The organism is Pseudomonas sp. NPDC096925, from assembly GCF_044762545.1.
Lineage (GTDB): Bacteria > Pseudomonadota > Gammaproteobacteria > Pseudomonadales > Pseudomonadaceae > Aquipseudomonas.
On sequence record NZ_JBIWEM010000002.1, the window covers coordinates 167,629 to 186,731 of the forward strand.

At 63.4% G+C, this 19,103-nt stretch carries 20 protein-coding genes; 13 read left to right on the forward strand and 7 right to left on the reverse strand.

Annotated elements, in window-relative coordinates:
- Positions 1-240 precede the first annotated feature (240 nt).
- The gene (gene aceK, locus ACIQYU_RS06710; RefSeq protein WP_207830862.1) at positions 241-1,956 is read left to right on the forward strand and encodes a bifunctional isocitrate dehydrogenase kinase/phosphatase; all 1,716 of its coding nucleotides are present in this window, start codon (positions 241-243) and stop codon (positions 1,954-1,956) included.
- A 111-nt stretch (positions 1,957-2,067) separates the two neighbouring features.
- On the opposite strand, the gene ACIQYU_RS06715 is transcribed toward aceK, so the two are convergent.
- Entirely contained in the window at positions 2,068-2,928 is an 861-nt protein-coding gene (locus ACIQYU_RS06715) for a DUF6279 family lipoprotein (RefSeq protein ID WP_241105903.1), read from the reverse strand.
- Positions 2,929-3,058: 130 nt separating this feature from the next.
- On the opposite strand from ACIQYU_RS06715, the gene ACIQYU_RS06720 reads away from it, so the two are divergent.
- Entirely contained in the window at positions 3,059-3,895 is an 837-nt protein-coding gene (locus ACIQYU_RS06720; protein ID WP_013973728.1) for a S1 RNA-binding domain-containing protein, read from the forward strand.
- Here ACIQYU_RS06720 and ACIQYU_RS06725 read toward each other — a convergent pair whose 3' ends face one another.
- Positions 3,896-4,276: a hypothetical protein gene (locus tag ACIQYU_RS06725; RefSeq protein WP_013973727.1), complete on the reverse strand. Its 381-nt coding sequence runs from the start codon at positions 4,274-4,276 to the stop codon at positions 3,896-3,898.
- Between the two features lie 294 nt (positions 4,277-4,570).
- Between ACIQYU_RS06725 and ACIQYU_RS06730 the strand changes: the two genes are divergently transcribed.
- Together ACIQYU_RS06730 and def are read left to right on the forward strand one after the other, a co-directional pair.
- Positions 4,571-5,530, forward strand: a complete 960-nt coding sequence (locus ACIQYU_RS06730; RefSeq protein ID WP_207830868.1) for a YihY/virulence factor BrkB family protein — start codon at positions 4,571-4,573, stop codon at positions 5,528-5,530.
- A complete protein-coding gene (def, locus tag ACIQYU_RS06735; RefSeq protein WP_063912947.1) occupies positions 5,527-6,063 on the forward strand; it encodes a peptide deformylase in 537 nt (178 codons plus the stop codon). Before ACIQYU_RS06730 ends, def begins: the two co-directional genes overlap by 4 nt.
- Here the strand turns inward: def and ACIQYU_RS06740 are convergent.
- A complete protein-coding gene (locus ACIQYU_RS06740) occupies positions 6,018-6,386 on the reverse strand; it encodes a GNAT family N-acetyltransferase (RefSeq protein ID WP_233687546.1) in 369 nt (122 codons plus the stop codon). The two genes, def and ACIQYU_RS06740, sit on opposite strands and share 46 nt — an antisense overlap.
- A gap of 354 nt (positions 6,387-6,740) precedes the next feature.
- On the opposite strand from ACIQYU_RS06740, the gene ACIQYU_RS06745 reads away from it, so the two are divergent.
- The 7 genes from ACIQYU_RS06745 (at position 6,741) to ACIQYU_RS06775 (ending at position 10,439) form a co-directional block, all read left to right on the forward strand.
- Entirely contained in the window at positions 6,741-6,998 is a 258-nt protein-coding gene (locus ACIQYU_RS06745) for a DUF2790 domain-containing protein (protein ID WP_003254632.1), read from the forward strand.
- A 141-nt stretch (positions 6,999-7,139) separates the two neighbouring features.
- The gene (locus tag ACIQYU_RS06750; RefSeq protein ID WP_207830874.1) at positions 7,140-7,394 is read left to right on the forward strand and encodes a type II toxin-antitoxin system HicA family toxin; all 255 of its coding nucleotides are present in this window, start codon (positions 7,140-7,142) and stop codon (positions 7,392-7,394) included.
- Positions 7,391-7,723, forward strand: coding sequence for a type II toxin-antitoxin system HicB family antitoxin (locus ACIQYU_RS06755; RefSeq protein WP_015271315.1), 333 nt, complete (start codon positions 7,391-7,393; stop codon positions 7,721-7,723). Before ACIQYU_RS06750 ends, ACIQYU_RS06755 begins: the two co-directional genes overlap by 4 nt.
- 157 nt (positions 7,724-7,880) lie before the next feature.
- Positions 7,881-8,306 (forward strand): nuclear transport factor 2 family protein, encoded by a 426-nt coding sequence (locus tag ACIQYU_RS06760; protein WP_207830876.1) that lies wholly within the window; start codon positions 7,881-7,883, stop codon positions 8,304-8,306.
- Between the two features lie 43 nt (positions 8,307-8,349).
- The gene (locus ACIQYU_RS06765) at positions 8,350-8,694 is read left to right on the forward strand and encodes a YciI family protein (protein ID WP_013973721.1); all 345 of its coding nucleotides are present in this window, start codon (positions 8,350-8,352) and stop codon (positions 8,692-8,694) included.
- A 21-nt stretch (positions 8,695-8,715) separates the two neighbouring features.
- Positions 8,716-9,201, forward strand: coding sequence for an SRPBCC family protein (locus ACIQYU_RS06770; RefSeq protein WP_063912944.1), 486 nt, complete (start codon positions 8,716-8,718; stop codon positions 9,199-9,201).
- Complete coding sequence (locus ACIQYU_RS06775; RefSeq protein WP_402798642.1) at positions 9,201-10,439, forward strand: RNA polymerase sigma factor; 1,239 nt, start codon at positions 9,201-9,203, stop codon at positions 10,437-10,439. The genes ACIQYU_RS06770 and ACIQYU_RS06775 overlap by 1 nt, the downstream gene beginning before the upstream one ends.
- Before the next feature lie 126 nt (positions 10,440-10,565).
- On the opposite strand, the gene ACIQYU_RS06780 is transcribed toward ACIQYU_RS06775, so the two are convergent.
- Together ACIQYU_RS06780 and ACIQYU_RS06785 are read right to left on the reverse strand one after the other, a co-directional pair.
- Complete coding sequence (locus ACIQYU_RS06780) at positions 10,566-11,036, reverse strand: MaoC family dehydratase (RefSeq protein ID WP_196182458.1); 471 nt, start codon at positions 11,034-11,036, stop codon at positions 10,566-10,568.
- Positions 11,037-11,070: 34 nt separating this feature from the next.
- Entirely contained in the window at positions 11,071-12,015 is a 945-nt protein-coding gene (locus tag ACIQYU_RS06785; RefSeq protein ID WP_207830882.1) for an alpha/beta hydrolase, read from the reverse strand.
- A 219-nt stretch (positions 12,016-12,234) separates the two neighbouring features.
- Between ACIQYU_RS06785 and fadD2 the strand changes: the two genes are divergently transcribed.
- Both fadD2 and fadD1 read left to right on the forward strand, forming a co-directional pair.
- On the forward strand, positions 12,235-13,923 hold the full coding sequence (gene fadD2 / locus ACIQYU_RS06790; RefSeq protein ID WP_207830885.1) for a long-chain-fatty-acid--CoA ligase FadD2: 1,689 nt from the start codon (positions 12,235-12,237) through the stop codon (positions 13,921-13,923).
- Positions 13,924-14,282: 359 nt separating this feature from the next.
- Positions 14,283-15,980: a long-chain-fatty-acid--CoA ligase FadD1 gene (fadD1, locus tag ACIQYU_RS06795; protein WP_402798649.1), complete on the forward strand. Its 1,698-nt coding sequence runs from the start codon at positions 14,283-14,285 to the stop codon at positions 15,978-15,980.
- Between the two features lie 103 nt (positions 15,981-16,083).
- On the opposite strand, the gene ACIQYU_RS06800 is transcribed toward fadD1, so the two are convergent.
- Entirely contained in the window at positions 16,084-17,391 is a 1,308-nt protein-coding gene (locus tag ACIQYU_RS06800; RefSeq protein ID WP_063912939.1) for an FAD-binding oxidoreductase, read from the reverse strand.
- 24 nt (positions 17,392-17,415) lie between these two features.
- Positions 17,416-18,780 carry a glutamine synthetase family protein gene (locus ACIQYU_RS06805; RefSeq protein WP_402798652.1) on the reverse strand — a complete coding sequence of 455 codons (1,365 nt, stop codon included), beginning with the start codon at positions 18,778-18,780 and terminating at the stop codon, positions 17,416-17,418.
- Positions 18,781-19,103: the final 323 nt, after the last annotated feature.

Sequence of the window (19,103 nt, forward strand, 5' to 3'; positions counted from 1 at the left end):
CGGAGGCAGGGCAGGGGCGCGAGTGTACGCCAGGGGGGCAGGGGATTCTTGTGCTTTCTTGCGGTGTAAACCTGTGCTGGCCTCTTCGCGGGTAAACCCGCTCCCACAGGATTACTCACAGGGCCGAGCATTGCAGAGAAGCTGTGGGAGCGGGTTTACCCGCGAAGAGGCCAGTACAGGCGCCGTATTCCGGACAGGCAGACTAAGCTCTGTATCTCACCCTTGCACCGAGGTCTTCGCATGCCCCAGCCCTGGCCCGCTGTCGAAATCGCCCGGATGATCCTTGCCGGCTTCGACGACTACCGCGACCACTTCCAGCGCATCACCCTAGGTGCCCGCCAGCGCTTCGAGCAGGCGCGCTGGCAGGATATCCAGCGTGCCTCCGCCGCCCGCATCAACCTCTATGAAGAGAAGGTCGCCGAGGTCAACGGCTGGCTGCGCCAGGGCTTTGCCGAGGACGTGCTGCTGGATGTGGAACAATGGCCACTGGTGAAGAACGCCTACATCCACCTGATCGACCCACGGCTGGACGACGAACTGTCCGAGACCTGGTACAACTCGCTGTTCTGCAGCCTGTTCAGCCACGACCTGATCAGCGACGGCTGCATGTTCATCCACACCACCCGACCCTCCATGCGCGGCCGTGAGCGCGCCGCGCAAACCCGTACCTATCGGCCTGACGCTGGGCTCAAGGGCCTGCTGCGGGCGGTGTTCACCGATTACCCGTTCGATGTGCCGTACGGTGACCTGGAAGGCGACCTGGTGCGCCTTGAAGAGCAACTGCGCGACTGCCTGCCGGACTGGGTATGCAAGGACCCGACCCTGGCGGTGGAGCTGTTTTCGCCGGTGCTGTACCGCAACAAGGGCGCCTATCTGGTTGGCCGGCTGTTCAACAGCGATGAGCAGTGGCCGCTGGTCATCCCGCTGCTGCACCGCGAAGGGCATGGTATCGAGGCCGATGCGCTGATCACCGACGAGGCCGAGGTGTCGATCATCTTTTCCTTCACCCGCTCGTACTTCATGGTCGATGTGCCGGTGCCGGCAGAGTTCGTCAACTTCCTCAAGCGCATCTTGCCGGGCAAGCACATCGCCGAGCTGTACACCTCTATCGGCTTCTACAAGCATGGCAAGTCGGAGTTCTACCGGGCGTTGATCAACCACCTGGCCAGCAGCGACGACCGCTTCGTCATGGCGCCCGGGGTGCGTGGCATGGTCATGAGCGTGTTCACCCTGCCGGGCTTCAACACGGTGTTCAAGATCATCAAGGACCGTTTTTCGCCGTCCAAGACAGTCGATCGCGCCACGGTGATCGACAAGTACCGGCTGGTGAAAAGCGTCGACCGCGTCGGGCGCATGGCCGATACCCAGGAGTTCGCCGATTTTCGCTTCCCGCGTAGCAAGTTCGAGCCGGAGTGCCTGGCCGAACTGCTGGAGGTGGCGCCATCGACCGTGGCGCTGGAGGGGGACACGGTGCTGATCCGTCACTGCTGGACCGAGCGGCGCATGACACCGCTGAACCTGTACCTGGAGCACGCCAGCGAGGGCCAGGTGCTGGAGGCGCTGGAGGATTACGGCCTGGCCATCAAGCAGCTGGCGGCGGCGAATATCTTCCCTGGCGACATGCTGCTGAAGAACTTTGGCGTTACCCGCCATGGCCGGGTGGTGTTCTATGACTATGACGAGATCAGCTTCCTGACCGAGGTGAACTTCCGCCATATCCCGCCGCCGCGTTACCCGGAAGACGAGATGTCGGGTGAGCCGTGGTACTCGATCGGGCCGCATGACGTGTTCCCCGAGGAGTTTCCACCGTTTCTGTTTGCCGATATCGGCCAGCGGCGCTTGTTCAGCCGCTTGCATGGGGAGTTGTATGACGCGGACTACTGGAAGGGGCTGCAGGCAGCGATTCGTGAAGGGAAGGTGATCGATGTGTTTCCGTATCGGCGCAAGGGCCGGTGATTCTGCTTTAGCAAGCCCGGCCTCTTCCCGGGTACGGTACAGGTTTCGAAACCAGTGGGGTCCCTGTGGGAGCGGGTTTACCCGCGAAGAGGCCGGGCCTGCTTTTCCCGGTTACCCCTTCAAGCACTTCAATTCACTGAAATCGCTACGCACCTTGCCCAACCGCTCCTGCAGGAACCGCCGCTGCTGCGGGGTACTCTGGTGCACCAGATCCACCAGCAAGCTGCGCGCCTGCTGCTCGGTATGCTGATAGGCCGCCCGGTACTCCGGCGTCCACAAGCTCTCCTTGCGCTGCAACAACGTCGCCAGGCGCGGCTCGAAGCTGGGGTCGTTGCGCTGGTTCATCGCCAGCAGCAATTGCTGCTGCCAGTGTGCGCGGTTGGCGATCCATTCGCGGTTCTGGTCGCCCAGCGACGCGGACCAGGCCTGCACGCGCTGCTTCTGCACCGCGGTCAGCTCGCCAAACCACGGCGTCAGGCGTTTCTCCATGCGTTCGGCACGGCGGGCGATCTGCCTGGCCAGCGGCGTATCCACATACAGCTTCTGCCGTTCGCTGATGTCCTCGCGGAATGCCTCGCGCATCTCCGCTACCTGGGCATCGCTCATGCCGCGCAACAACTCGGTGGCCGAAGGGGTGATTTCCTCGGCCACCCGGCCAATCGCCTCGCGGGCTTCGCGGGTGCGCTGCTGCAGGGCCTGGTCGGTCACCTGGTCGTCGGCGACCATGCCGCGTACCCGGTCCAGCCAGTCGAGGTAGCCGGGCAGCTGGGTCTTGCAATGCCAGGCCAGGTGCTCCCGCAGCCGATCGTCAAGCATGGCCTTCTGCTCACGGTTCATGGCCAGGTAGTCGCCCAGCGACCAAGGCACCAGGCGGTCGAGGTTGCGGTAGGCCAGGTCGATACGGCTGCAGGCGGCCAGAGCCAGGGCGAAGCCGATGGCGACGAGCAGGGCTTTGGACAGGCGTAGCGGCATGGGCTGTTCCTTGCAGGGACTGGCCAGACGGTAGATGCAAGGGGAGGCTGACGGTTCCACTGCATCAGCGGTCGGGCGGCGCGCTGGCTTCAGGTGTAGAATAGCCACCTTGTCTTGAGGAACATCGGAAATGGCTCTGCTTGGGCGTTACAACAGTTTGCAAATCGTGAAACACGTGGACTTCGGCCTGTACCTGGACGGCGGCGCCGACGGCGAGATCCTGCTGCCCGGGCGCTACATCCCGAAAAACGCCGAAACCGAAGTGGATGACTGGCTGAACGTGTTCATCTACCTGGACAGCGAAGACCAGCTGATCGCCACCACCGAGAAGCCCAAGGTGCAGGTTGGCGAGTTCGCCAGCCTCAAGGTCAAGGACATCAACGGTGCCGGCATCTTCCTCGACTGGGGTCTGTCCAAGGACCTGCTGATGCCGTATTCGGAAGAGGCGCGGCCGCTGAAGATCGGCGACTACTGCGTGGTGCACGTGTACCTCGACAAGCGCACCCGTCGCATCACTGCCACTTCACGCCTGGACCGCTACCTGGACCGCACCCCGGCAGACTACCAGGTGGGCCAGCCGGTCGAGCTGCTGGTGGCCGGCGAGACGCCGATGGGCTTCAAGGCGATCATCAACAACCGCCACTGGGGCCTGATCCACAAGAACGAGGTGTTCAAGTTCCTGCGCTCGGGCATGCACGAGAAGGGCTTCATCAAGGAAGTGCGCGCGGACGGCAAGATCGCCTTGAGCCTGCAACCGGTCGGCGCGGCCCTGGCCGACAGCCTGCAGGAGCAGATCATGGCGCGCCTGGAGGCCGAAGGCGGGGTGCTGGGGGTGTGCGACAAGAGCGACCCGGCGCTGATCAGCAAGCTGTTCAACGTCAGCAAGGGCAACTTCAAGAAGGCCATTGGCGGGTTGTTCAAGCAGGGCCGCATCGTCATCCATGACGATCGCATCGAAAAGGCCTGATCAGGCCTGCACGAAGGTTCGGAAGTCCAGCTGCTCGCCACCCGGGCGGGTGTCGCGCAGCAGCGAGTCGCGGTCGGCGCTGAGGGCCAGGCTGATGGTCGAGCGGCGCTTGCCGGGGTTGCGCACTTCCATCTGTTCCTGGTGAGCACGCAGGAAGTTGGTCGGCACCTTCAGATGCTGCAGCTCGTCGCTTTCCGGGGTGTGCAGCAGCAGGTTGACCCAGTCGGGCTGGCCCTTGCGCAGCAGTGCCACCGGCACCTCGAACCACCACAGGTTGCGCTTGCGGTCGAGGATGGCGAACAGGGTGTTGCTGCTGGTCAGCACCGGGCGGGCCAGTGCTTCGTTGCGCCGGGCAATGGCGGCGGGTTTGTCGAGTTTCATGCAGGTTCCTGCGGGTTGACGCTATGAAGGCCTGCATTGTGAGGGGTGGCGGGTAGTGGGGCAAGGTTTGCCATCTGTTCTGCCTGTAGCGGCCTCTTCGCGGGTAAACCCGCTCCCACAGGTACACCACAGGTCTCAAGGGCAGTGGAAGACCTGTGGGAGCGGGTTTACCCGCGAAGAGGCCAGTACAGGCGTAAGCAAATTCTCGCAGCATGGCCGGGATCAGCACAGCAACGGCATGGTCTATTAGACTTACCCGTGGTACTCACGAATCAAGCGGCGAAAGGAGACGCTATGATTTTCCCCGACCTGCGCGGCCTGCCCCTGCACCGCGTGCTGGTACGCACCGTCAAGGAATTCCTCGACGACGAGATGTCGACCTACGCTTCCGCGCTGGCCTACCAGATGCTGTTCTCGCTGTTCCCGTTCCTGCTGTTCCTGATTGCCCTGATCGGTTTCCTGCACCTGCCGGACTTCTTCTCCTGGCTGCGTCTGCAATCGGAACTGGTGCTGCCACCCCAGGCGCTGGAGCAGGTGAACCCGGTGATCGACCAGTTGCAGCAGTCCAAGGGCGGGCTGTTGTCGGTGGGTATCGTGATTGCCTTGTGGACCGCATCGGCCGGTGTGCGCCTGATGATGAGCGCGATGAACGCCGCCTACGATGTGCCCGAGGGCCGCCCGGTGTGGAAGCGCATTCCGTTGTCGATCATCTACACCGTGGGCATCGCCGGCATGCTGCTGGTGGCTGCGGCGCTGATGGTGCTGGGGCCGCAGGTGATGGAGTGGATTGCCGCCCAGGTCGGCATGCAAGAGGTGATCGTCACGGTGTGGACCATCCTGCGCTGGCCGGCGATCATCATCCTGATGATGGTGGCGGTGGCGCTGATCTATTACGTGATGCCCGATGTGAAGCAGCAGTTCCGCTTCATCACCCCGGGCTCGGTGCTGGCGGTGGTGGTGTGGATCGTGGCGTCGCTGGGCTTTGCCTACTACGTGAAGACCTTTGCCGACTACAACGCCATGTACGGCAGTATCGGTGCAATCATCGTACTATTGCTGTATTTCTATATTTCCGCCGCCGTGTTGCTGCTGGGCGCGGAGATGAACGCAGTGATCGAGCACATGTCGAACGAGGGCAAGAACCCTGGCGAAAAGGACTTCGGTGAGCACAAGCCCCGCGAGACCATTACCGTGCTGGGCCATGAGCACCCGATACCGAGCGAGCACCAACCTTCCGAGCCGAACCCCCGATGATCCGTGACATTCTCAAGATGGGCGACGAACGCCTGCTGCGCATCGCCCCGCCAGTGCCCGACCATATGCTCGGCAGTGCCGAACTGCAGCAACTGATCGACGACATGTTCGAAACCATGCGCCATGTGGGGGGCGTGGGCCTGGCTGCGCCACAGATCGGCATCGACCTGCAGCTGGTGATCTTCGGCTTCGAGCGCAGCGAGCGTTACCCGGATGCCGAACCGGTGCCGCAGACTATCCTGCTCAACCCGGTCATCACGCCAACGTCCAGCGAGCTCGAGGACGGTTGGGAAGGTTGCCTGTCGGTGCCCGGCCTGCGCGGCGTGGTGCCGCGCTTCAAGCACATCTGCTATGAAGGCATCGATCCCCAGGGCAACCCGATCAACCGCTTTGCCGACGGCTTCCATGCGCGGGTGGTGCAACATGAATGCGACCACCTGATCGGTCGGCTGTACCCGTCACGCATCCAGGACTTTTCCCGGTTCGGCTACACCGAGGTGCTGTTCCCCGGGCTCGACGCCAGCGACGACTGACCCCGCTGCAGTGCCACCAGGCGCTTGCTGCGCTGGTAGCGCTGCAGGCGCCCAGCCAGGGCTTGCGGCAGTTGCCGGGCCACGTCGAAGCCCAGGCGCTGGTAGAAGGGCGCAAGGTCCGGGTGGCAGAACAGCCAGGTGGGCCCGCCAGCCTGTGCCAGCGCCGCCTCGACCAACCGCCCGGCCACCCCTCGGCTGCGCCGCTGCGGGTCGACGAACAACCCGGTCAGCCAGAAGCCATCGCCCACCGGGCTCAGGCTCAAGCCCGCGATGATGCCGGGGCCCCGCGCTACCCACAGTTGAGCGTCGCCCGCAGCACGCATGCGTGAGCCGTGCTGGCGGTAAAAGTGGTCCAGCAGCCGGCGTTCCGGGTCCGAAAGTTTCGAACAGTACAGGTTTTCAGAAATTGCGCGTCCTACCCTGAAAGGCGGCCAGGGGCTCTGGCTCGATATTTTGCGGTTAATTTGTCGCAGATTGTTGCATATTCGGCAAGGGTGAATGTCCGAGTTCGGGGTTCAACTATTCCGGGCCGGGAGTAGACTTTTACCCATCCCCCCTGGCAGTACGAAGCGGGATCGGTACTTCGTGCCATCTCCACCGCAGATGGCAACTTCTCCGCGCCGGTTACGGCAATAGAAGTCAATCGATCAGCTTGAATGCTCAAAAGGCACAAACACATGAAACCACTACTGATTCTTGCATTGGTCGGTATGTCCTCGTTCGCCCTCGCCGATGAGGCCAAGCCCGTCTCCAGCGAGCCCGTAGCCCAGCAGTACGATTACTCCATGAACCTGGACATCAAGCGGGTGATCAACCTGTCGACCATCCCCAACGTCTGCGAAGTGGTCCCTGCGACCATGACCTACGAAGACCATCAAGGCCAGGTGCACACCATCCAGTACCGGGCCATGGGTGAGGGGTGCCAGCAGGGTTGAGCGGGCGCTTGCCCGGTGTTGATGGCCCTTTCGCCGGCCTGCTGGTGACGGGGCCATCAACCGTTTTGCAGTTCGAGCAACAGAAAAATCCTGAATGAATATCGAGGAAAAAGTGCTATCTTAATTTGATAGCATTTTTCGATGAACACTCGATACCGCAAAATCCTCGACGCAATTTTCCGAACGCCGACCACGGCGTCGTTGGCTTTCTCCGAGATCGAGGCATTGGTACTCCATCTGGGTGGTGAGGTGCTGGAGCGGCAAGGTTCCAGGGTCAAGCTGGTGCTGGGTGGCCAATTCTGGAGATGCCATCGGCCTCATCCAGGCAAGGAAGCCAAGCGGTATCAGATTGAAGAAGCCCGTGAATTCCTCTTGCGGGCAGGAGTCAGGATATGAGTTGCATGCGCTACAAAGGCTACGCCGCCCGTATCGAGTACGACGCGCGTGACGATATCTTCGTCGGCCGTGTGCTTGGTATGCGTGACATCATCAGTTTTCACGCAAGCTCGGTGCCCGAGCTGCATGAGGCGTTTCGCGATGCGCTGGAAGATTACCTGGCCGACTGTGCAGAGCAGGGCATTGCGCCGGAAAAGCCTGCCTCGGGCAAAGTAATGCTGCGTATCCGGCCCGAAGTTCATGCAGCCGCGAGTGTTGCTGCCCGTGCTGCCGGCAAAAGCCTCAACCAGTGGGCCGACGAGGTCTTCGAACAAGCCGCAATGGCCTGAACAAGCCTGCTTTCGTTGTTTCTCGCGGGTATTCTGCAATTACTCATGCAGAATAGTTTCCGTTGCCTGTCGATTCCTCCGGTTCCCGTTCGACCAATAGGTGAGAGCACGTTGCACCCCGTGCCCAATCACCCATGACCTGTCGGAGGAACCCCCGATGAGCACCGCAGCCGAAACCGAGATCCGCCAGTTGATCGAGCGCTGGATGCAGGCCGTGCGCGACCGCGACATCCCCAACATCGTCGCTCCCTATGCCGACGACATCGTCGCCTTCGATGCCATCCAGGCCCTGCAATTCAAAGGCAAGGCCACCTACCAGGCGCACTGGGAAATGTGCATGGGCATGTGCCCCGGCCCCATGGTTTTCGATTTTGCCGAGCTTACCGTGCATGCCGCTGGCGACCTGGCCCTGGCTCACTGGCTGAACCGCTGTGGCCCGGCGGACAACGAAAGCCAGTGCGGCTTCATGCGCGCCACCGTGGGCTATCGTCGTCAAGGTGGCCAGTGGCTGGTAATCCACGAGCACTGGTCGGCGCCGTTCGACATGGAAACCCAGAAAGCCCTGTTCGATCTCAAGCCCTGAGCCGTTATCGCCAAACGCACTTTGCCAATGCCTGGAGGTGACCATGAAATACCTGTGCCTGGTCTATTGTGACGAGGGGCTGCTGCACAGCCTGCCCGACAGCCCGGAAGACGCCGAATGCATGGCGTATGCCGAATCCATTCAAGGCTCCGGGCGAATGCTGGCGGCCGAGGCGCTGAAGCCGGTGCAGACCGCCACCACCGTGCGCATGCGCAACGGCCACATGAGCCTGACCGACGGCCCGTTCGCCGAGACCAAGGAGCAACTGGCGGGGTTCTACCTGGTGGAGGCCCGCGACCTGAACGAGGCACTGAACATCGCCAAGGGCATCCCCGCCGCGCGGGTCGGCAGTGTCGAGGTGCGGCCGGTGCGCGAACTGCAACCCTGACAGCAACGGAGACCTACCAGCATGAGCCTTGCACACCCCGCGCAAGCGCAACACGAGTTGTCCATCAGCCGCCTGATCGACGCGCCGCCGGCCAAGGTGTTCCGCGCCTGGACCGACCCCCAGTGGCTGATGCAGTGGTGGGGGCCGCATGGCATGACCACGCCGGAGTGCGAGATGCAACTGTGGATCGGTGGCCTGTTCCGCACCCTGATGCGGGCACCGGATGGCAGCGAGTACCCGAACCAGGGCGTGTTTCTGGAAATCGCCGCGCCGCGGCGGCTGGTGTTCACCGATGCCTTCGGCCCGGGCTGGGTGCCTTCGGACAAGGCCTTCATGACCGCCGTGATCAGTTTTGACGAGGAACAGGGCAAAACCCGCTACACCGCGCGCGCCTGGCACTGGAATGCCGCCGACTGCCGCGCCCATGAGGAAATGGGCTTCCACCAGGGCTGGGGAGAGAGCCTGGACCGCCTGGTGGAGGTGGTAACCCAGCGGATGCCCGACTGATGACGGCACTGGCGCAGGTACGTGCCGAGGTCGAGGCGGTCTATCGGCGCGAGTCGCGGCGCATCCTGGCGACGCTGATCCGCCTGCTGGGTGATTTCGACCTGGCCGAGGAGGCCATGCACGATGCCTTCTTCATCGCCGTCGAGCGCTGGCAGCGTGACGGTATCCCCGAAAACCCGCGGGCGTGGCTGGTCTCAACCGGTCGCTTCAAGGCGATCGATGCGCTGCGCCGGCGCGCCCGTTTCGATCGTTCCCAGGTGGACCTGAGCATGCTGCTCGACGGCCAGGCGCAGGACCCCAGCGAAGAAGAACTGCTGGCCGACGACCGCCTGCGGCTGATCTTCACCTGCTGCCACCCGGCCTTGTCCGCCGATGCCCAGGTGCCGCTGACCCTGCGTGAAGTGTGCGACCTGACCACCGAGCAGATCGCCCGGGCTTTCCTGCAAAGCCCGGCCACCATCGCCCAGCGCATCGTGCGTGCCAAGGCCAAGATCCGCGATGCCGGCATCCCTTATCAGGTGCCGGAGCTGAACGAACTGCCCGAGCGGCTGGAGAGCGTGCTGCGAGTGATCTACCTGGTGTTCAACGAGGGCTATTCGGCGTCGTCGGGCGAGGCGCTGTTGCAGCAGGAACTGAGCGATGAAGCCATTCGCCTGGCGCGGCTGCTGGTGCAGTTGCTGCCCGACCCGGAGGCGGTCGGCCTGCTGGCCTTGATGTTGCTGCAAGCGTCCCGGCAGCGGGCGCGTACCGATGGCCAGGGCAACCTGGTATTGCTGGAGCAGCAGGACCGTAGCCTGTGGGACCGGCAACGCATTGCCGAAGGCTGCGAACTGGTGCGCCAGGCCCTGCAAAGCCGGGCGTTCGGTGCCTATACCGTGCAGGCAGCGATTGCAGCGGTGCATGCCGAAGCGGCGACCGCCGATGCGACCGACTGGGCGGAGATCGTCGGGCTGTATGACGTGTTGCAGCGGCATTGGCCGTCAGCAGTGGTAGAGCTGAACCGGGCCGTGGCGCTGGCGAAGCGGGATGGGCCGGAGGCTGGCCTGCGGGAGGTCGAAGGGATTCTGGCGCGGGGTGAACTGCTGGACTATCACCTGGCCCATGCGGCGCGGGCCGAGCTGTATTACCAGCTGGGGCATGTGGAGCAGGCGCGTGCGGCCTGGCGGCGGGCGCTGGCGCTGACCCGCCAGGAGCCGGAGCGCAGGCATATCGAGCGGCGGTTGCAGGCTATCGAATGATGTTGGCTGTGCCGGCCTCTTCGCGGGTAAACCCGCTCCCACAGGATTGCGTCACGGCTTGATGCTGTGAGGTCCATGTGGGAGCGGGTTTACCCGCGAAAGGGCCGGTACTGCCTGCATCAATCTTCAGCTAGCCACAAAATTCGGCGGCGAAACCAGCTCGACGGTCTGCTGCTTGCGAGGCGCAAGGATCTCGGCCTCGCCCTGGACCACCAGCTCATCATTCTGGTTGAACACATTGGTGGCGATGCGCACCTTGAACTTGGGCAGCTTCTCCAGGATTTCCAGGCGTACGGTCAGGGTATCGCCAATTTTCACCGGCTTCTGGAAGCTCATTTGCTGACCCAGGTAGATGGTGCCAGGGCCAGGCAGGGTGCAGGCCACTGCAGCACTGATCAGGGCACCGCTGAACATGCCGTGGGCGATGCGCTCGCGGAACATGCTCTTGGCAGCGAACTCGGCATCCAGGTGCACCGGGTTGTGGTCACCGGACATCGCGGCGAACAGCTGGATGTCGCGTTCTTCAACGGACTTCTTGTACTCGGCCTTCTGGCCGACTTCGAGGGCTTCGTAAGGCGTGTTGGTGACCTGGGACATCGGGGCTTCCTTAAGCGGTAGAGGAGGGCGGCTATCATTCACTGCGCACAGGGCGGCCAAGGGCAAGCGCCTGTTCAAGCCAGCCGAGAATATCGGCGGTGACCTCGTCACGGTTGGTTTCGTTGAGTACTTCATGCCGTGCCTCAGGATAGACGCGCAGCTGTACATGTCGATTGCCGGTCGCGCGCAGGGCGTCGGCCAGGTGGGTGAGACGCTTGCCGGCACTGACCGGATCACATTCACCCCCGATCACCAGCAACGGCAGGTTCGGATCGATCTGCGCGAGGTTACTCGGCTGGCTGATCTGCGCCAAGCCTTGCAGCAGGTCGAGCCACAACTGGTTGCTGCAGCGAAAGCCGCACAGCGGGTCGTTGACGTACAGATCGACCTGCGCCGGGTCGCGGCTGAGCCAGTCGAACGCGGTGCGGTTGGGCTTGAAGGCCTTGTTGAACGAGCCGAACGACAACCATTCGATCAGCGCGCTCTTGCCCAGCGGCCCTTGGCGCCAGGCCTCCAGCCGGGCAATCAGCCGCGCCACGCGGTACAGCGCCGCCGGCTGGTAGTTGGAGCCGCTGAGGATCGCCCCATGCAGGCTGGCGCTGTGGTGCAGCAGATAGGCCTGGGCGATGTAACTGCCCATGCTGTGGCCGAACAGGAACAACGGCGTGCACGGGTACTGCTGGCCGATGTGCTGGGCCAGCAGCCCGAGGTCGTTGACCACGGCATTCCAGCCATGATGGCGGGCGAACAGGCCGAGGCTGCCCAGTTCGGCGGTGCGCCCATGGCCGCGCTGGTCGGCGGCGAACAGGGCAAAGCCGGCCGCGCTCAGGGCATGGCCCAGGTGCTGGTAGCGCCCGGCATGTTCGGCCATGCCGTGGGCCAGCAGCACCACGGCTTTTACCGGCGTGGCCGGTAGCCATTGGTGCACGTACAGGCTGCAGTGCTCGCTGGCGGGCAGCCAGAAGGCGTCGTGAGGCATGGCGGGTCCTTGTGCGCACAGGTATCCGGACAGTGTATGCACAACCGACCGGATTGCAGGAAGGACACAAATAAGATTCACAATGTTAATGGCGGCACTTGGCGTATATGCCGCCTTGAGCTTACCTGCTAACGTCGGATCAACGCCTTTTCGCTTTCGGGCGGGCAGGTGAAAGGACTACAGGACTCACAGCAGGTCCAGGCAGAGGAACAATAATAAATGCAAGCCGACTTCTGGAATGACAAGCGCCCGGCGGGCGTGCCTTCGACCATTGACATCAATGCCTACACCTCGGTCGTCGAGGTGTTCGAGCGCTCCTGTAAACGCTTCGCCGACCGCCCGGCCTTCAGCAACCTGGGCGTGACCCTGAACTACGCGGAGCTGGAACGCCATTCGGCGGCCTTCGCCGCCTGGTTGCAGCAGCATACCGACCTCAAACCGGGTGACCGCATCGCGGTGCAGATGCCCAACGTGCTGCAATACCCCATCGCCGTGTTCGGTGCCCTGCGCGCAGGCCTGATCGTGGTCAACACCAACCCGCTGTACACCGAGCGCGAGATGCGTCACCAGTTCAAGGACAGCGGCGCACGTGCGCTGGTGTACCTGAACATGTTCGGCAAGCGCGTGCAGGAGGTGCTGCCCGATACCGGCATCGAGTACCTGATCGAGGCGAAGATGGGCGACTTGCTGCCTACCGCCAAGGGCTGGCTGGTCAACACCGTGGTCGACAAGCTGAAGAAAATGGTGCCGGCCTACCAGCTGCCCCAGGCGGTGCCGTTCAAGCAGGTGCTGCGCCAGGGCCGCGAGCTGTCGCACAAGCCGGTGCCGCTCTGCCTGGACGACATCGCCGTGCTGCAATACACCGGCGGCACTACCGGCCTGGCCAAGGGCGCCATGCTCACCCACGGCAACCTGGTGGCCAACATGCTGCAGGTGCTGGCCTGCTTCTCGCAGCACGGGCCGGACGGGCAGAAGCTGATCAAGGACGGCCAGGAGGTGATGATCGCACCACTGCCGCTGTACCACATCTATGCCTTTACCGCGAACTGCATGTGCATGATGGTCACCGGCAATCACAACGTGCTGATCACCAACCCGCGTGATATCCCCGGCTTCATCAAGGAGCTGGGCAAATGGCGTTTTTCCGCCTTGCTGGGCCTGAACACCCTGTTCGTCGCGCTGATGGACCACCCGGGCTTCCGCCAGCTCGACTTTTCGGCGCTGAAGGTCACCAATTCCGGCGGCACCGCGCTGGTCAAGGCCACGGCCGAGCGTTGGGAGGCGCTTACCGGTTGCCGCATTGTCGAAGGCTACGGCCTGACCGAAACCTCGCCAGTGGCCAGCACCAACCCTTACGGCCAGTTGGCGCGCCTGGGCACGGTGGGCATCCCGGTGGCGGGCACCGCCTTCAAGGTGATCGACGATGACGGCAACGAGCTGCCGCTGGGCGAGCGGGGCGAGCTGTGCATCAAGGGCCCGCAGGTGATGAAAGGTTACTGGCAGCAGCCCGAGGCCACGGCCCAGGCCCTGGATGCGGAAGGCTGGTTCAAGACTGGCGACATCGCGGTGATCGACCCGGACGGCTTCACCCGCATCGTCGACCGCAAGAAGGACATGATCATCGTCTCGGGTTTCAACGTGTACCCCAACGAGATCGAGGACGTGGTGATGGGCCACCCCAAGGTCGCCAACTGCGCAGCCATCGGCGTGCCGGACGAGCGTTCCGGCGAGGCGGTGAAGCTGTTCGTGGTGCCGCGCGAAGGCGGGCTGAGCGTGGATGAGCTGAAGGCCTACTGCAAGGCCAACTTTACCGGCTACAAGGTGCCCAAGCACATCGTGCTGCGCGAGTCGTTGCCGATGACACCGGTGGGCAAGATCCTGCGGCGGGAGCTGCGGGATATCGCTTGAGACCGAGTTGGATTCTTCGCGGGTGAACCCGCTCCCACAGGGGCTTGCAGTTCTCAAGGCCTGTGCAGTACCTGTGTGGGAGCGGGTTCACCCGCGAATGCTTTCAAACAGCTCTAGCAGGCTTTTTACAGCCCGATCTGCAACATTTTGGATAATTACTCTAAAAATGACCTGTATTGTTCATTGAGTCATTTTTGTGACCGTGAGGCCTGTTTTGGCCTCTAGGCGACCCCAGGCAAAGCTGTTACTCTCGGCCCGCTTTCAGATGATCCGGTTTGCAACGAGCCGTCATCTCATATCAATAATAAGCGCATCGACGCGTGAATCGAACTTCGCTGTTGCTGAAGGAGTGGGCTTCCATGATCGAACATTTTTGGAAGGATAAGTACCCAGCCGGGATTACGGCGGAAATCAATCCTGACGAATTCCCCAATATCCAGGCGGTACTCAAGCAATCCTGCCAACGCTTTGCCGACAAACCGGCCTTTAGCAACCTGGGCAAGACTATCACTTATGGCGAGCTGTATGCGCTGTCGGGGGCGTTTGCCGCCTGGTTGCAGCAGCATACCGACCTCAAGCCGGGTGACCGCATTGCCGTGCAGCTGCCTAACGTACTGCAATACCCGGTGGCGGTATTCGGTGCCATGCGTGCCGGGCTGATCGTGGTCAACACCAACCCGCTGTACACCGCACGGGAAATGGAACACCAGTTCAACGACTCCGGCGCCAAGGCCCTGGTGTGCCTGGCCAACATGGCCCACCTGGCCGAGAAGGTGGTGCCCAAGACCCAGGTCAGGCACGTCATCGTCACCGAAGTGGCCGACCTGCTGCCGCCGCTCAAGCGCCTGCTGATCAACAGCGTGATCAAGTATGTGAAGAAGATGGTACCGGCCTACAACCTGCCGCGTGCCGTACGCTTCAACGACGCACTGGCGCTGGGCAAGGGCCAGCCGGTGACCGAGGCCAATCCGCAGGCCAACGACGTGGCGGTGCTGCAGTACACCGGCGGCACCACCGGCGTGGCCAAGGGCGCGATGCTGACCCACCGCAACCTGGTGGCCAACATGCTGCAGTGCCGGGCACTGATGGGCGCCAACCTGCACGAGGGCTGTGAAATCCTCATCACCCCACTGCCGCTGTACCACATCTACGCCTTTACCTTCCATTGCATGGCCATGATGCTGATCGGCAACCACAACGTGCTGATCAGCAATCCGCGTGACCTGCCGGCCATGGTCAAGGAATTGGGCAAGTGGAAGTTCAGCGGCTTCGTCGGCCTCAACACCCTGTTCGTTGCCCTGTGCAACAACGAGGCCTTCCGCGCCCTGGACTTCTCGGCGCTGAAGATCACCCTGTCTGGTGGCATGGCCCTGCAGCTGAGCGTGGCCGAGCGCTGGAAGGCCGTGACCGGCTGCGCCATCTGCGAAGGCTATGGCATGACCGAGACCAGCCCGGTGGCCGCGGTGAACCCCTCAGAGGCCAACCAGGTCGGCACCATCGGCATTCCGGTGCCGTCCACCCTGTGCAAGGTCATCGACGATAACGGCAACGAGCTGCCGCTGGGCGAGGTGGGCGAGTTGTGCGTCAAGGGCCCGCAGGTGATGAAGGGCTACTGGCAGCGCGAGGAGGCTACCGCCGAGATCCTCGACAGCAATGGCTGGCTGAAGACCGGTGACATCGCCGTGATCCAGCCGGACGGCTACATGCGCATTGTCGACCGCAAGAAGGACATGATCCTGGTCTCGGGCTTCAACGTGTATCCCAACGAGCTGGAAGATGTGCTGGCGGCCCTGCCGGGCGTGCTGCAGTGCGCGGCCATCGGCGTGCCGGACGAGAAGTCCGGTGAAGTGATCAAGGTGTTCATCGTGGTCAAGCCGGGCATGACCGTGACCAAGGAACAGGTGATGGAGCACATGCGCGACAACGTCACCGGCTACAAGGTTCCGCGCCAGATCGAGTTCCGCGATGCGCTGCCGACCACCAACGTGGGCAAGATCCTGCGCCGCGAACTGCGCGATGAAGAGCTGAAGAAGCAGGGCTTGAAGAAGATCGCCTGATCGACCTCACCGGCCTCTTCGCGGGCACGCCCGCTCCCACAGGTATTGCGCCAAGCCAGAGGGCTGCGCTGTACCTGTGGGAGCGGGCGTGCCCGCGAATGCTTCAGCGCAGTTTCTCCAGCATCTGGTAGTACCACATCCCCGCCGCCAGCAGCGGGTTGCCCAGCAAATCCCCCATCGGCACCCGCACATGCTTGCACTGGGCAAAGGTGTCGAACTTCTCCAGCGTCCCGGTCAGCGCCTCGGCCATGATCTCGCCCATGATGTGGCTGGTGGCAATCCCGTGCCCCGAATAGCCCTGGCAATACCACACGTTGTCCGACAGCTTGCCCAACTGGGGGATGCGGTTGACCACGATGCCCATGGCGCAGCTCCACTGGAACTCGATCGGCACGCCTTTCAATGCCGGGAAGGTGCGCTCGATGCACGGGCGCAGTTCGCCTTCGATATCCCGTGAATCACGGCCGGAATAGTTGGCGCCACCGCCAAACAGCAGGCGCTTGTCGGCGGTCAGGCGGTAGTAGTCGAGCACGAAGCGGCAGTCGTACACCGCCAGGTCCTGCGGGTTGATCTGCTCGGCCAGTTCCCCCAGCGGTGCGGTGGTGACAATGCCGCCCATGGCCGGGAAGATCTTGCCCTTGAGCTGGCGCTTTTCCAGCTTGTGGTACACATCACCAGCCAGCATCACCTGGCGCGCCTCGACCCGCCCGTGAGCAGTGACCACCGCCGGGCGCGGGCCGTGGACGATGTCCAGCACTTCGGAGTTCTCGAAAATCAGCGCCCCCAGGCCATGGGCTGCACGGGCCTCGCCCAGGCACAGGTTGAGCGGGTGCAGGTGCAGGTTGCGCAGGTTCTTCAGCGCGCCCAGGTACAGCGGGCTTTGCAGGTGCTCGGCCATGCCGTTGCGGTCCAGCAGTTGCACCTGCTCGCCCATGCCGCGCCGCCGGGCCTCGGCTTCGAATGCGCGCAGCTCGTCCATGTGCGAGGGCTTCATCGCCGCATGCAGGTGGCCGCGCTTGAGGTCGCAGTCGATGCCGTAGCGCGCCACGCGCTGCTCGATCACCTGGTGCCCGCGCCAGCGCAAGTGCCAGATGAAGTCATCGACCTCGGCACCCAGGCGGTTACGCATCTGCGTGCGCATGGCTTCGTCGCCCGACAGGCTGCCGGTGACCTGGCCGCCGTTGCGCCCGCTGGCACCCCAGCCGATGCGGTTGGTTTCGACGATGGCCACTTTCAGGCCACGCTCGGCCAGTTCCACCGCCGTGGCCACGCCGGTGAAGCCGCCACCGATGATCGCCACATCCACCTGTACCGTGCCCTTGAGCTGCGGGTACTCGGTGTGGTCGTTGAGGGTGGCGCTGTAGTAGGACGGCGCGCGCTGCGCCGGGCCCTTGTTCAATGCTGCGTTCATGGGTGTTCCTTGTTAGGTGGGGGCTCAGGCCTGGTGCAGGTACCAGCGCCAGTCCTGCTCGCTGACTTCGGCCATGAACTGGCGGTACTCGGCGCGCTTGACCTTCAGGTACACGCCAAGGAAGTCCTCGCCCAGTGCTTCGCGAGCCCAGCTGGAATGCTGCAGGGCATCGAGAGCGGTCAGCCAGTCGGTGGGCAGGTGTTCGGTGGCCTGGGCATAGCCGTTGCCTTCTACCGGTGCCCCCGGGTCAAGTTGTTCACGGATGCCCCGGTGGCTGGCGGCAAGGATCGCCGCAGCGGCCAGGTAGGGGTTGGCGTCGGCGCCGCAGATGCGGTGCTCCACATGCCGGCTGTTGGCCGGGCCGCCCGGTATGCGCAGGCTCACGGTACGGTTGTCCACGCCCCAGGTCGGCGCCAGCGGTGCATAGCTGTTGGCCTGGAAGCGGCGGAACGAGTTGGCGTTGGGGCAGAACAGCAGCAGCGAGTCGCGCAGGTGGCGCAGCATGCCGGCCACGGCCTGGCGCAGCAGCGGGGTACCGGCCTTGTCCTCACTGGCGAACAGGTTGTTGCCGGCGCTGTCGGCCAGGCTCAGGTGCATGTGCATGCCGGTGCCGGCCAGTTGCGCGAACGGCTTGGCCATGAAGCAGGCCTGCATGCCATGGGCATGGGCCACGCCTTTGACCAGGCGCTTGTAGCGTACGGCCTGGTCCATCGCCTGCAGGGCGTCGCCGTGTTCGAGGGTGATTTCCACCTGGCCGGGAGCGTATTCCGAAATCGCCGTGCGGGCCGGGATGCCCTGGGCTTTGCAGGCGGCATAGAGGTCGGCGAGGAACGGCTCGATCTGCTCCAGTTCGCGCAGGCCATACACCTGGGTGGTGCGTGGGCGACCGCCATCGTTGTCCAGCGCCGGTTGCGGGCGGCCCTGGGCATCTGGTTGCTGGTCGAGCAGGTAGAACTCCAGCTCGCAGGCCATCACCGGATGGTAGTCGTCGGCTTTCAACGCCTCGATGGTTCGCAGCAGCACGTGGCGCGGGTCGGCGATGCTGGCCGGCAGGCCCTCGCTTGGGTGCATGCTCACCTGCACTGCGGCGGTCGGCACCCGGCGCCAGGGCAGGCGCACCAGGCTGCCTTCAAGCGGGTAGGCGCGGCAGTCGATATCGCCGACGTCCCACACCAGGCCGGAATTTTCCACGTCGTCGCCGTTCAGGGTCAGGCCGAGGATGGTGCTGGGCAGCGGCCGGCCGGTCTGGTACACGGCCAGCAGTTCCTCGCGGTGCAGCAGCTTGCCGCGCGGTACGCCGTTGGCGTCGAGGATGAACAGTTCGAACAGCTCGATATCGGGGTTGTCGGCCAGAAAACGGCTGGCCTGCTCTACGGGTGCAAAGTGCATGATGGATTCGCTCACGGGCGCACAGGACCACCGCGCATGCAGGCGGCCCGGCTGATTCAAACGGCCAGACGACGGCCGGGTTGGGTCACCAAGGCGTGAGCGAGAAATCCGGTGGGCGCGCGTGACGGCAGTGCCACAGGGCCCAGAAGGCAAGGATGATGTGGACCAGCGGATTTTCACCGGCACGGCGCCGGGCCTTCGGCAGCGAAGGGCGGGATAGCGGTGGGGCGATGGGCTGGACGGGAGTCATGCCTTTGATACTCACATGCGGCGTAAGGTTGATTAAAGCAGTGAATGGCAACCTTTACATCGCATTTGGCTAA